Genomic DNA, 13730 nt, shown 5'->3' with positions numbered 1-13730 from the left:
GTTGTTTATCGCAGGTCAAGGGCTCGAAATTTGTTTCGAGTACGTTTCGAGTAGCTTTCGAGTACGCCATGAAGCTACCTCAGCGGCCCCGTTACAGACCACACCGCGCGAGGATCCCGTGGGCCATTCCCCCGCCATCGGACTAGCCCCGCGTCCCGCATAGCCTGCAAAGAGCGGCGCACGGGAGGAGCCGACAATCCCAACGCTTCCGCCACCTCTCCCGTGGACATAGGGCGACCCCCCGTTTCCAAAACAGTTAACACGTCTGCGGAGTGACGAGGAAGATCACCCAGAACGTGGGCATCCAAGCGCTGCATTGCATTCAAAGTCAGTACTACGCTTCCGCTGGTTTGCGCGTAAACCGGGTCGGCAAATCCAACCCGACGCATGCTTGCGAACATACGACGAATCCCCTCACCTAACTCCTGACCAATGCGAAGCTCTGCTGTCACGCGTGCGACCAGAGGATTACGTGCGAACCGGGCAATGGATTCTGGCCTCGTAGGATCTACAAGGCCGGGGAATCGACCCGGGCTAGAGACCTCAATACGGCTCGGATAGATCTCGAAGCGAATGTGGTCGCCGATCATGCTGTACGAGCGATGCACCACTGCATTGACCAGACCCTCTAGCCAAACGTCGTGCGGGATCAGACTTTCGTCCTCGAAAAGCCCGGCATTTGTAAGTCTTCGAGCGTTGGGCAGCATTTCACCAATTGCATCCTGCGCTGCTTGAATCTGTTGCGGAATCGGACCACCAAAACGCTGGTCTTCCAATAGTTGCTGCAATTCTCCCGGCAACCGTTCATCCTCACCGAAGCGCAGGACCCTGATGTGTGCATTGGGAAAGAACTCCTGGGGATTCTTGCCAAAAAGCAAGATCGCAGCTGCGCGTGGATTGCCTTCTCGATCAACCAGGTTTCGCGCCTTTAAGGCATCGTCGGCGCTAGAGGATCCAATAGCTTTGGCATAAGCCACAACCAATTCCATATCCAGGTCACTCGGATTGGCGCCCATCGGCACTGTCGCATCGTATTGCTGCTCACCCTTGGTGTAGCGAAGCTCCAGGATGTCATCGGCTCTTAACTGCTTTGTTTCATCACCGACCCGCAGGAAGCAGTCCCCCGACTTCAGGTAATGGACCCGTTCACTGGGCAAGACGTGGAAAAGATACACCTGCGCACGGTCATCCACATCGCACAACTCGATCTGGACGCGAACCGTCGGATCGGTATGATCCAGCGAAGTCTGCCGCAGAGCATTATCTTGGCCGGCAGTTGGTCTTCCGTCGAATCGACGATCCGTGATTCCAACTGCGATAACCCCACCTTCGGCATTGGCCATGCCGACAATTGTTTTAGCCAAGTCCTTGGGATTAATGCGGAACGATTTACGCTCGAACCACTGATCTTCCGGGAGTTCCAGAAGCTGGCTTGGTTCCTTGTGGAAGTTTCGCTGCACAGTCACAACTCGACATTCTACTCGAAACATTTTCGAGTACGTTGTTTATCGCAGGTCAGAGGCTCGAGATTTGTTTCGAGTACGTTTCGAGTAGCTTTCGAACACGTTTCGGGTAGCCGACAGTGGCGGTAAGTTAATCTGAAAGGAAGCTATGCACACCCCATAACGGCACCGGCGCTGGTACGGGGCGTGGGTGGAACGATAGGCGTCAATAAGAAAAAACGGGGTGAATCCGCGCGTGCGAACAAGCGAACAGCACATCGATACCGCCGCGTGGATGCAGGCCATCTTCAACCGCAGCGAACAGGGCGGGACGCGGAGGGAACGCACGCGGCTAGCGCTGCTGCGCGCAGGAATCGAGCTGATCGCCGAGGAACGAACCGACCTTTCCATCCTGGCGATCACCCAAAAGGCCGGGGTCTCCAACGGCAGCTTCTACAACTTCTTCCAAGACCGCAACCAGTTCTTCGACGCGGTGGCCGAATACGCGGTGAACCACCTGGCCATCATCTTTGACCTGGCCGATGCCACAGACCTAGACTCCATCGACGCGGCGGCGACGAACATCCGCATCCTAGCCTTCGCGCACCGACTGGTACCGACCCTGTCGAAGTCCATCGTGCGGCGCTCCCCCAATTTCTACACAATGCCGAACGAGCTGGTGCGGCAGCTGCGCGAGCGAATCAGTGCGGGCGTGGAAGACGGCTCTTTCCACGTTGCCAGCACCGAATCCGCGGCGGCCGTCATTTTCGGCGCCTCCGCCATGCTGGGTCAGCGCCTGCACGAGGACCCTGAGTTGAATAGCCGGATCGCCGGGGATGATCTCGCGCTGGATCTGCTGCGCATGCTGGGGGTTTCAGAGCAGCGCGCCAAGCAGGCGATTGCGCGGCCGATCGACGATTACCTCATCCCCCCGCAATAGGATTCTGGCAGCAAGCCCCGGAAGCTTGTCGCGGCCCCGAGGCAGCTAGTCCTCCCGCGCCACGCCGAAGCCGAAGCGGTCGAGGAAACGGTCTTCCTCCCGGCGCGTGTCCCGCGAGTGCTTGGTGATCCAAGCGGTGATTTGCTCCTGCAGCTCTGGGGTCAGCGGCACGCGCACCAGGTCGGGTCCGAGGATCCTCTCCCAGGTCGGCACCATGATCCCACGGTAGTTATGGCCATGGCCTTCCGGCGCGCGCTTCGAGTTCAGCATGTCCATGGCGACCTGCCAGCCAGTGGTGAAGGGAATCCAGCGCAGCTTATCCACCACATCGCTGTGTTGCGTCGGTGGCGCGGGCACTCCCCGGGCGCCAGGTTCGCGCAGCCAGTCGGGTTCCTTCCAGAACAGTTCGGCATCCCACCACACGATCGCGTCGGACGCGTGCTGCACCACCGCCACCCGCGGGTGTTGCCAGGGTTGGCCGTATTCTTGGCCGCGCCAGTCCCGGTCCAGGTGGTCGGCATGGCTGATAAAGCGCACGTGGCGCCCCTGGTCGTACAGCGGAAGCCGTTCCGGCGAACCCTCGCTGCGCTTCTCTGTGAGGTCGCGGACAATTGTGGTGAAGCGTGGCGCGCCGGACAGCACCGCCCCGTCTACTTTCGCCAGCATGTCCTCCAGCCCGTCGAAAGCTGCGGCCGTGCCATACGCCCCCAGGGATTCGCCGGTCACAAACACCTTTGGTGGGTTGGGCATGCCTTCTAGCAGCTCAAACACGGCGTCAATAAGTAACTTCGCAGCGCGCACCGGGGTATCGCGGTCGAGCGCATAGGCGACGGGCGACTGCACATAGGAGTACTGCATCGTCACATTCGCGCAGTTACCGCCGGTGAGGAACTCGACGGTATCCAACTGCCAGTCCGGCACCCAACCCGTGCCGGTAGACGTGTGGATGACGATCGTCGAACGGTGCAGCGCGCCCGTCCGCAGCAGCTCGCGTTTTACCAGTTCAACGATACTTTCCAGCGTGCGTCCGGGGGCCAGGCCGCCGTAGATACGGATCGGCTCATGCACGTCATCCAGGCCCGTGACCGCGGTGATGTCGCGCGCCCGCGGACCGCCGCCGACCAGCACGCGCCCCTGCGCACCCAGCGCGATCCACCGTTCATGGGACCAGACGGAACCCGACCGCTCAGGCTCCCATGGTTGCTGATAACCCCAGTAAACGCGCCGGTTTACAAGCTCGGCCTTCTCGTTAAATTTTTCTAGGAACTGCCGTAGCAGGATTTTTTCGGAGATGAGGTAGGTGATGACGCCCACCGCCCCAGCAGCCACAGGCACAGCCACGGGGGCGGGGACGAACCGGCGAAGCGAATGCCTGGTGAGGTCGAAGCTGGACTGCAGCAACTCGCCGAGCAGCAGGAATGCGCCGTAGCCAAGCGTACTGACGGCGACCCCGACGAAGGCGGAGGGTGCGCCGAGGCGCTGGCTTTTCACCAGTGCCGCAGATTCACCTTGGCGCTTGTAGAAGCGATAGGCCGCAGCGGCGGTGGCCAGGGTGAAGGCTCCGTGGACACCGCGGTAGGCCTCGCGGTAGCCGGGCTTGTTCACCAGTTCCCTTAGATCCAGGCCGAAGGCGCGGAAGGCCGGCAGGGCTGCGCTGGCGACGATGGTTCCGTTGAGGTGCCCCACTGCCTGGGACGTTGCTGCGTTGCCGGCGACGGCCCACCACGGGTGCGGTAGAAGCGAAGGTGAAAAGGCGTTCCACATGCCAATTTCCGCGCCGATGATGGCGAAGCCACGGCGGGGATCCAGGGCATGGCGCCTGTTCAGGCGCACACCGGGGAAAAGATTCGCATAAAGCTCGACCGCATTCGCGGCCGCATTAAAGGACAAGGAAAGCGCTGTTAAAGAAGCCCACTTCGCCCGGCGCCGTATAACCGGGATAATCCTTTGCCGTGTTTTTCGCATGAAGATTTCTAGTATTACGCACCGCGCAGGGTGGCGTGGGTGACGTAGTACTCTTCGTAGTCCTGTAACGAACGGGCTTTCTCGGTGAGACGAGCCATCACGGCCTCGCGGGCGCTGTCGTGGTCGTTGTAGAACTCCAGTGGGTCGCCGACGCGAACTTCCTCGCCACGTTCCACTAGCAGGTACGCCTTACCGTCAGGGCCGTCGATTGTCTGCGGCGTGCCAGTGAAGGGGTCGGTGTAGCGATACGTGGTAGTCATGCTGCTCATGAGTCGTGGCGCTCCATTGGTTGGGGTGTGGATTCGTCGAAGGGGCTGAATCGGATTTCTTTAATCCACAGTACTTGCAGCGGACGGGATACTACCACGCGGAACTAGAGCTTCCCCTCGGCCAAGACCGTCCCGCCCGGCGACTTGCTGCCCGCCATCGGTTCCTCGGTGACACGCACCATCATCGTGTCCGCTGGCAGTGGCATCCATACATTGTCGTGCGGGTCCTGGTCGATCACGCCGGCCGACCGGGCGGCACCGTGTTTATCGATAGACCAGACCTGAGCGCCCATGCCGTCCTTCAGGACTGGCGCACCGTTAACCATCGCGCCGCCGGAATCCATCTGCTCAGATATCACCACGTCCAGCGTGGATCCATCCGCCTTCAGCGAAATGCTGCGCACATCCCCCATCGCCATGATGGAGTGCATGTGGTCTTCCGCTTCCGCGCCCTGCATGAACGTTTCGGCGCCCCTGCCGTCCGACAATGCCTCCGGGGAGTCTCCCTCGCCGCCTTCGGCAGGCTGCTTCGCACCGTTCTCCGCCAAGCTGGAATCCTCGCCGGAGCTCCCCCACAATCCAGTGGTGGTGCCTACGATTCCTACTCCGGCCAGAAGCACGACCGCTGCGGCTGCGGCGAACCCAACGCGCGCAAATCCGCCGCGGGGCTTGATCGACTCGTCCTCGGCGGCGCTGGAATCCGCAGCCGCCTTGGCCAACGGCACAACGTTGCTTTCCTCGTTGTTTTCTTCGCTCTTTTCAGCGCTACCTTCACCCGGCGCGAACTGCGGAAACTTGCCCGAGGCGATCGCATCCATAATGTCTGATTTCAGCTTCGGCGAAGGCTCTACGGGTTCCGCCAGCCCGGCCAGGTCGGCTTCTAGTTCGCCAAAGTCCGGCTTTTCGTCTTTCATGAGGCACCCCCTTCCGCCAGTGCGTCGCGTTGTTCTTTAAGGATCTTCTCTAGCTTCCGAAGCCCATCGCGCACGCGCGTCTTCGCAGTTCCCAACGGTACGCCGGTGGTTTCCGCCAGTTCCGCGTGCGTCATATCGCCGAAATACGCCAGCAGAATCGCGGTTTTGTGCGGCTCGCCCATGATCTCCAGCGCGGTCCGCACGGCGTGGCGCTGCACGTTCCGTAACGCTTCGTCTTCCACGCTTTCTTTCTTTATGGACGCCACCAGGAACGCCTCTCGGTCATCCCTTTTCAGCGTGGAAATGGCACTTCGAACGCGATCAATGGCGCGGAGCCTCGTCCGGCGCAGAATCCAGGCTTTCGCCGACCCTTTTTCTGGGTCGAAGTCGCCCGCGTGTTGCCACACTTCGATGAATACCTCTTGGGCGACTTCCTCCGCCTGGGCTTGGTCCTTGAGGATGTGTACCGCGAGGCCTAGTACCTGCGGGGCAATGTCGTCGTAGAGGCGCGCGAAAGCTGCCGCATCACCCTGTTGGGTGAGCAGCATCAAGCTCTCGAGTGTTTCTCTATCGACTACTGCCACCGGTCTCATCGTAGTGCGTCACGCAGACTGCTTGTGCTTCGTCCAGTGACTAGACCTAGTGATTGTGCTTACCCTGCAGGTCCGGCATCATGCTTTCGTCGGTCTCCATCATGTTTTCCACCTTGTCTTCCATCTTGCCGTCCATCTTGTCGGACATCTTCTCGCCCATCTTGTGATCCATCTTCTCGGACATCATGGCGCCGGACTCTTCCATCTTGTCCCCGCCCATCTTTTCCTCAGTCATATTTTCGCCGGTCATCTTATCGTCGCTCATCTTCTCTTCAGTCATCTTGCTTTCGCTGGTCATCTCGGAAGAGGAAGACGTTTCGGACTTATCGGCATCCTTGTTGCCCTCGTTGCACGCAACCAGACCCAGGCCCATCACACCGGTCAAAGCCACTGCAACGGCAGCGCGCCCGACGGAGAATCCGGTAGCACGGGTGTTGTTTCCACGGTTGGTCTTGCGAGTGTTCATTCTTAATTGCTCCTTCGGAATGGTCAGAGTGCACTTTCTGTGCAACGTACTTGGTTCACGCTGCCCGTATCTAAGGCAGCTTCATGAGTACATACGAAGCCAACACCAATATCGGATTGGAAGCTTTTAAGAAGAATTTTTCCCCAATCCATTTCCCGCATGTGCTCCGTAGTCATTCACATAACTCGTTTGTAGGAGCGCCCCGGCGATGCACGCGGTGGGCGTCAAAAAGAAAGAAGAAGAAGGAGCACAAGAACATGGGATGGGACATCGTCCTGATTGGGTTGATCGGCGGGTTGGTGACGGGCATTTCGCCGTGCATCCTGCCGGTGCTGCCGATCGTGCTGGCGGTCAGCGCGGATAAGCGGCGTAAGCCGTGGCTGGTGGCGACAGGTATTGGACTGAGCTTTACGCTGGTCACGCTGCTGGGAACACTGATCCTCAGCGCGCTGGGGTTGCCGAAGGATCTGCTGCGTTGGGCGGGCGTGGTGCTGCTGGTGCTCGTGGGGGTGAGCATGCTGTGGCCCGCGCTGGGTGACCAGCTGGAACGGCCCTTCGCGCGCATCCAAATCCCTGGGTGGATCCAGCGGATTACGACGGGCGGCGGCTCCGGGTTCGGCATCGGTCTGGCCCTGGGTGCGGTGTATTCGCCCTGCGCAGGGCCGGTGCTGGCGGCGGTGACCGTGGCGGGCGCTACGGGGCAGATCGGCTGGGGCAACGTGGTGCTGGCGGTCAGCTTCGCGGTCGGCGCGTGTACTCCACTGTTCTTCTTCGCCCTGGCTGGCAAGCAGATCGGCACGCGCGCGGACTTCGTGCGTTCCCACCGCAAGGGCATCTCTTATGGCGCGGGCGCGCTGGTGATCGTGCTAGCAGTGGCTATTGCGTTCAACGCTCCGGCGGCACTGCAGCGGGCGCTGCCGGATTGGACTTCAAGTGCCCAGGAGAAGTTCAACGCTTCCGACCGCACCCGGAACGCGTTGCAGCAGGCCAACGGCGGTAGCGCGGGTAACGCTGGCAACAGTGGCAGCGTAGGCGACGGCAGCCTGGAATCTTGCCGGACCGCCGCACCCGATAGGTTGCAGGACTGCGGACCGGTGCCGGCTTTCGCCGGACTAGAGGGTTGGCAGAACACCAAAACGCCTGTGGATCCGCGCCACCCAGCGAAGGTAAACGGCAAGCAAAGCATCACCCTGGTGGACTTCTGGGCCTATGCCTGCATCAACTGCCAGCGCGCCAACGAGCACGTAACCAAGCTGTACGACCGATACCGGGATAGTGGACTGCAGGTGGTGGGTGTGCACGCCCCGGAGTACGCCTTCGAACACGAGGCCTCCAACGTCGCCGCCGCCATCCGCGACCAGGGCATCCACTACCCCGTCGCGCAGGACAACAACTTCGCCACCTGGCGTGCCTTCAATAACCGCTACTGGCCTGCGCATTACCTGGTGGATCACACTGGCAAGGTCCGCCAGATCCACGAGGGCGAGGGCGCCTATGCCGAGACCGAACGCCTGGTCCGCGAGCTGCTGTCGGCGGCCAATCCGGGCATCGAGCTGCCTTCGCCGGTAGAGGAAGGTGGGGATTCTTCTAATGACGCCACCAGTTCCCGCCAGCGGAACCCCGAAACGTACTTGGGCACGCGGCGCGCGGAGTATTTTTCTAATCCCGCGGGTGAGTACAAGAACGGGACTCACGAGTTTGCGAAGGTGCAGCCGGAGGCGCTGCACTACAGCTTGGAGGGCAAGTGGTCGTTGGCGGAGCAGTCCATCCGCCCGGTCGACGAGCCGGCGGTGTTGCACCTGAACTACCAGGCCAAGCGTGTGCAGCTGGTGGTCTCTGGCCGGGGTGAAATCTCCGTGGCCTACGGCGACGGCACTACCCGCCGCTTCCCCATCAACTCGGATGGCACGGTGGACATCCTGCGCAAACCCGAGCAGCAACAGGGCGAGCTGAGCGTGCGCGCTGGTAAGGGCGTGGAGCTCTACTCGCTGACGTTTGGGTAGTGCTGGCGGAATTTGCGGTATCCCACAGACCTTTCGCTACAAGGCAGTCCGGCAGACAAGCGTTCGATTATCGAATGGCATACCAACTGGGATGTCGCACCCCGTCACTAAACTGAGCTCTACACCCACCGGAATGGAGGACTAGGACGTGGCCGTCAATTTCAACACCATCCGAGGCGTCGATCAGTGGGTTGATGCCTTCCCTGAGCAACTCCAACCACTTGATTCTGCTCAGCGCGCCGACCTTGCGGAAGCCCTAGCGCTCGGAGTTCATGAGGGGTGGAAGCCTACTGCCGAAGATGCCCAAGCGCTCGCCGACCAGGCAGCTGGAAAGCGACCCGAATTAACCATTCAGGACTGCATGGAGGCTGCGAAAGAATCTACAAAATCCGAATGACTTCTGTCTGATCTAGACGACATCGCCGTCGAATTCGAAGGGCAACACCATGCGAAATCACCGGCGACGAGGCTGCGCTAGAAGTTATCGAATCCAGCGGCTACGGTGACCGCGAGCGTGCCAAGTGCCTAGCCGTCTCCTCAAGGATTCCGACTTTGCATCAAACTGAGAATCAAAGTTTCAAACTTTGAACGAAAGTGCGACTTTCAACGAATCGTTTCATAGTTTCATTCACACTTAGACTCCAACCGCTACTCGCGGCTGTAAACCGTCGCTTTTCGTCCCTGACCCCCGACCATGGACACGTATCCCTGTGCGAGGAGTGGATCAAGTGCGTAGCGGACCTGCGCAGGAGACAGACTCGTCCTATCCTGCAACTCCTTCATTGTCGCTGATCCGTTCAAGCCAATGGCTTCATAAACTTTAGGAACGTTCTTTCCCAAGGATCGTAGAATCTGCTCGTCCGTGCTCTTACGACGCGCCTTATCGCCAGAACCGGTCTCCTCTCCGACGGCGTAATAGACGCCGTCTTCGTAATTAAGGAACCCATTATCCGAGAGCTGATCAAGCATCCGTCGACATGCTCTCTCGCCCAACGGGGCGTACATCTGCACGATGCGCTGCCGCGTCGCCCCGCCCTGACTACGTAGATTCACCAGTAGATCTTCTTCAATCGGAACGAGACGCCGCTTTCCTTGTCGTTGCAGATCCTCGAGCCATTTATCCTCGATCTCACTGAAACGTGAACCGCGGGGAAATAACACTTTAAACGTGACACCGGTATCGATGAACTGCGGCTTTGGCAAACGAGCCTCCCTCGTAGCAGTGAGAATCTCTTGAATTCCACCACCTTCACCCTCGATGACGCGCTCACCATCCGGCGTCCTTAGATAGCGTGCAATCTCATAAAGCCGCTTGTTTACAGGGGCTTTGGTCAGCTCCGGGCTTTCCAGCTGGGATGCGGATAATCCACGCAAACCACCCGGGCTGACCACTACAAGCATCTTCTCCGTAATTCGAACCTCGACTTTTTTGCCCACCTCCACGGATGGCCCCAGATCCCGGTGAACCAGGGCATTCGCCAGCACCTCTCGGATAGCCGAAGGCGGAAACTCCGGTTCATCGACAAGATGGCCAATTTCCGTATACCTGCTCACCGTGTCCGAGTTTTGCCTAATCCAGTTCATAATCTCCACAAGCATCACCGGCAGTGGACCTTCAATCTCCTTGAGATTTTTATGGCGCCCCATTCCATCACCTCGAGCCAACCTCACCGCAACAGTTGCGCCAAGAGCAGGTTCAACTGACTGAGGCAGATAACCGAGCGCATACAAACCCCCCAAACGAAGATTGCCCTGGTTATCGGTTACGTTAGAAATTTGGAGCAACTGTGAGTCATCGTCAATCCTGGATAGGCGAGTTCTAGACTGGCGCACCGATTCGATAAAGCTCCTTAGCGCCTCGCCATCGAGCACACCAGTATCGGTTCCATGAACAATCTGAAAATCGAAGTTCGTTTGTTGGCTAGCCGTTAGCGCAGAGAGCTCTAGCATCTTTAGATCGTTAGAGTTCATCTGATAATCGCCATCAGCTTGACGCAGGTATGCCTTGTTCTTGAACCTTGCCGGTTTCTCTGTCGGTGTCAACGGTGTGACTTCCACCACCAAAACGTGTTTTCTGTCAATAATGTGGTGAAAGAACTCAAGCTGCGGGGCCGGCTTCACTGAAGACCGGCTGACCGATGCGATCGCCTTCTGCATTTCCGCTGGGTTTTCAATACCGGTGACTTCAAAACCTTTTCGCTCGCTAACGCCAAGAATGATCGCGCCAGCTTGCGGCATATTGGCGAATGCGCATAGCGTCTCACCGATGTTCTCCGGAACACCTCCTGCCGCGGTTTTACATTCAACAAGAGTCGTGTCGTCCCCGAAGGCACGGAGCTCCCTGATCATTTCCGCAAGACGTTCGGCATTCCAACTCATGATGATCAGTCTAGATCACTTTTCACACTTTCACTACCTGCTCATTCACAGTTTGAACCTCAAAGTGTGAATTAAAGTGTGAAATAGCTAGCAGTTTCACACTTTGATTTATGAGTTTGGACTTTAACCCTTAACCCGAAAGCGCTCTGGACACCACAGATACAAGAAGGGTTAATAGACAAAAGGGATGCGGACGAAGGTTACAGCACGTGCATATTGCCATAAATCTGCTCATCTCGTGAGCTGGCGGAATCTAGTCGATGTAGATGCTATTGACGAACGAGACTGGCCTGGAAAGCAAGAGAATATTAAAACACTCCACTGCAAACCAAAAGGTTAAACTGGCGAAATGACCATGTCAACTGACTATGTGCGCTGGATTGGAATTGCAGCGTGGACCGGTGGTTTAGCCATCCCACGAAACTGCCAGGCGTTGGCTGTTCTTCCGGGGGATTCTCCCAGAAGAATCTTAATCCAGAGCGCCGGGGGACGCGCCACAACATTCGAGGACATTGAGCGTGAGTACACACATATCCAATGGTTGCTAGCTGGAGCTCCTAGTGATGAATCTGTGCTGGATTATGTGAACCACCAGCAGCTCTGTTTAACGCATTATGACCTCATCGACCATGACTTCGCCATCCTGGATGTCAGCGATAGCGCGTGCGGGAGCAAAAACTACTCCTTCAGGCAGTCGTCTGCCGCTGATCGCCGCCCCGACTACAGTCCCAAGGAAGCATTAGCTGCAGCTCAGCGTCTCAGCAACTCCGCGATAGGATCGGCTCTTTCAGAACATATTCCTGCCTGGAATATGGCCGAGTCATTAGGGCTGCTAGCTCTTGCTGTTCGTGAATACTTCACGGGCGCGGTAGTACGGAAACTTACTCGGAAGTATGTAAAGGATCTTCGTTCGGATTCTCTAAACACCCAGGAAGTTCTCGGTTGTGGCCGCCTCGCCTATAGTGTGGCGTTTAAAGTTAATGATGACTCTGCAACCACCGCTCCGGTGATCACCCTGCACGTTCAGGAAGATGATCCTCTTTTCACAGCATCTGTGTTGAGGCACATCGTTGACCGGGCACAGGCTTTCGCTAGCGCATGTGGAAGTAGCGTTCATTGCGAGTCGGTATTCCACAACATCATTTTCCACCAGGCGTTCCCTAGCACCGTCCATGAACCGGATGCTGAAGAAACACCAATCATTCTGTACCGAATCCCGCTCAGCGCTGAGCTTCTCCCTGTCCAATCCTTAACGCAGGTGTTGGGTGACAGCGCCGCCCGCACAGCCGATAACGCACTGAGAGAGCCTCCCCAACGGAGTTTGCTAAGTATTCGTCGACTCCCAGATAGCGGCATCATACGGGTACGCAGCTTCATCCCAGGAACAAGCATCGTCGATCGTGCAATTCACCGCGGCGGCTATCTCGCATCCTCGGAGCTTGTTTCTAAATTGCAACAGGAAAAGGCGATGGCTGATCCTGATTGTCTCGCCGCAGCTGTAACACCGACGCTGATCTGGGAATCTCTCAGCACTTGGAGTCTCGCATCCGACAGCACCGCAGGTTCAGTGTGTTCCGTGCTTAGCGTGCGTGCCAATAGCACCTCCGCTGTGGAAGGTTCCATTCATCAACCACTGCTGACAGTTGAGGTCGATGAGCAGGCGCCACTCGGCACCGTGGCACATGACGTGTGTGATGTTCTCGGTGACCTGGGCATCGATTCCTTTACGGACTTCCCGATTGAGTTACTGTGGCTCGATCCACCGAAAGAGGCCGGCGTCAGCACCTCCTCTCCCAACGCTGCACCCCCACAGGCCACGTCGCTGGAACTCCCCATCTTATGGCCCCGTGCGTTAGGGGCACGATCAATAGCTGTCACAAATCAGGCACTCGCGCTCGCCGCCGTTCGCCGTGCTCTGCGCCACTGTTGCACCAAAGGCCTGTCATGGATCGGGGTAGCTCATGCTAGAAAAACCTCTGCCAGTGGGAGGCATCTGATTAGGGTGGCGGTCGCGTTCGAGTCTGAATACGCAGACAAAGTGGCCGTCAATCAGGAATTGACCCTCGCAGTGAATGCGGTTTTTGCCGAAAACTCTATCGGCCCACATGTCACGTGCGAGGTTATCGATGCTAACCAAATAACCGACGTTTCAACATGGGTCACGGCGGCTGGGTACCATCCCGTTACTGGTTTCCTGCCTGCATATATTCAACTTGAACACCTCAACACCGGCTATGCACCAAATTCTTGATCGCTATCACCCGAGGATTGATACCCATGCTGGGGTGGTCTGAGAATTAGGTTCAGTAGGCTTAAGCGACTGCCTGCTGCTTTTTCTTCCAATTCTCCGCATACCTGCCCGGGCTGAGATAGCCCAACACCGAGTGCGGATGTTCAGAATTGTACCGACGCGATCACCAGTCAAGCATGACCCTGGCGTGGGTGAGGTCCTCAAAAAGATTATCCTCACGTAGCTCGTCGGGCATTCGATGGGCCGAAATGACCGCCTTGCGCATTGATTCCATTGATTTCGATACTCGCCGCTTCGATATTCACCGCACGGATGAACACGATGGTGGAAAGTACAAGGACGGCACTCCAAGAAAACCACAAACGGCGTACTGTACCTTTTCCGAGCACTCTCGTACCGGAGCTTCGAGAGTTGACGAAGAACAAAGCACCAGGAGATCGGGTCTTTCAATCAGACCGGAGAAAGCGGCGTAAAAGAATCCCCGTGTAAAACCAGTGTGAAACAAAAC

11 protein-coding genes are annotated in these 13730 nt (G+C 57.9%); 4 read left to right on the top strand and 7 right to left on the bottom strand.

Going from position 1 to position 13730, the window contains the following annotated elements:
* Positions 1-74: 74 nt before the first annotated feature.
* The gene (locus L8U58_RS09715) at positions 75-1466 is read right to left on the bottom strand and encodes an RNA-binding domain-containing protein (RefSeq protein WP_034980864.1); all 1392 of its coding nucleotides are present in this window, start codon (positions 1464-1466) and stop codon (positions 75-77) included.
* Between the two features lie 232 nt (positions 1467-1698).
* On the opposite strand from L8U58_RS09715, the gene L8U58_RS09710 reads away from it, so the two are divergent.
* Positions 1699-2382 carry a TetR/AcrR family transcriptional regulator gene (locus L8U58_RS09710; RefSeq protein WP_237744211.1) on the top strand — a complete coding sequence of 228 codons (684 nt, stop codon included), beginning with the start codon at positions 1699-1701 and terminating at the stop codon, positions 2380-2382.
* Positions 2383-2427: 45 nt separating this feature from the next.
* Here L8U58_RS09710 and L8U58_RS09705 read toward each other — a convergent pair whose 3' ends face one another.
* The 5 genes from L8U58_RS09705 to L8U58_RS09685 form a co-directional block, all read right to left on the bottom strand.
* The gene (locus L8U58_RS09705) at positions 2428-4272 is read right to left on the bottom strand and encodes an alpha/beta-hydrolase family protein (protein WP_269955236.1); all 1845 of its coding nucleotides are present in this window, start codon (positions 4270-4272) and stop codon (positions 2428-2430) included.
* Between the two features lie 89 nt (positions 4273-4361).
* Positions 4362-4616, bottom strand: a complete 255-nt coding sequence (locus tag L8U58_RS09700; protein WP_034966572.1) for a hypothetical protein — start codon at positions 4614-4616, stop codon at positions 4362-4364.
* A 104-nt stretch (positions 4617-4720) separates the two neighbouring features.
* Complete coding sequence (locus L8U58_RS09695; protein ID WP_269955235.1) at positions 4721-5530, bottom strand: anti-sigma factor; 810 nt, start codon at positions 5528-5530, stop codon at positions 4721-4723.
* Complete coding sequence (locus L8U58_RS09690; RefSeq protein WP_034966575.1) at positions 5527-6123, bottom strand: sigma-70 family RNA polymerase sigma factor; 597 nt, start codon at positions 6121-6123, stop codon at positions 5527-5529. The genes L8U58_RS09695 and L8U58_RS09690 overlap by 4 nt, the downstream gene beginning before the upstream one ends.
* Before the next feature lie 46 nt (positions 6124-6169).
* Positions 6170-6589: a hypothetical protein gene (locus L8U58_RS09685; protein ID WP_269955234.1), complete on the bottom strand. Its 420-nt coding sequence runs from the start codon at positions 6587-6589 to the stop codon at positions 6170-6172.
* 257 nt (positions 6590-6846) lie between these two features.
* Between L8U58_RS09685 and L8U58_RS09680 the strand changes: the two genes are divergently transcribed.
* On the top strand, positions 6847-8592 hold the full coding sequence (locus tag L8U58_RS09680; RefSeq protein WP_269955233.1) for a cytochrome c biogenesis protein CcdA: 1746 nt from the start codon (positions 6847-6849) through the stop codon (positions 8590-8592).
* Positions 8593-8740: 148 nt separating this feature from the next.
* Positions 8741-8989, top strand: coding sequence for a hypothetical protein (locus L8U58_RS09675; protein WP_034966579.1), 249 nt, complete (start codon positions 8741-8743; stop codon positions 8987-8989).
* Between the two features lie 251 nt (positions 8990-9240).
* On the opposite strand, the gene L8U58_RS09670 is transcribed toward L8U58_RS09675, so the two are convergent.
* Positions 9241-10971 carry an ATP-binding protein gene (locus tag L8U58_RS09670; RefSeq protein WP_269955232.1) on the bottom strand — a complete coding sequence of 577 codons (1731 nt, stop codon included), beginning with the start codon at positions 10969-10971 and terminating at the stop codon, positions 9241-9243.
* Between the two features lie 349 nt (positions 10972-11320).
* Here L8U58_RS09670 and L8U58_RS09665 point away from each other — a divergent pair, with 349 nt between their 5' ends.
* On the top strand, positions 11321-13222 hold the full coding sequence (locus L8U58_RS09665; RefSeq protein ID WP_269955231.1) for a hypothetical protein: 1902 nt from the start codon (positions 11321-11323) through the stop codon (positions 13220-13222).
* Positions 13223-13730: the final 508 nt, after the last annotated feature.

The sequence above is a fragment of the Corynebacterium macclintockiae genome, assembly GCF_027570165.1.
Lineage (GTDB): Bacteria > Actinomycetota > Actinomycetes > Mycobacteriales > Mycobacteriaceae > Corynebacterium > Corynebacterium macclintockiae.
Note: the sequence above shows the minus strand (reverse complement) of the source record. Positions and strands in the feature narration are given on the sequence as shown.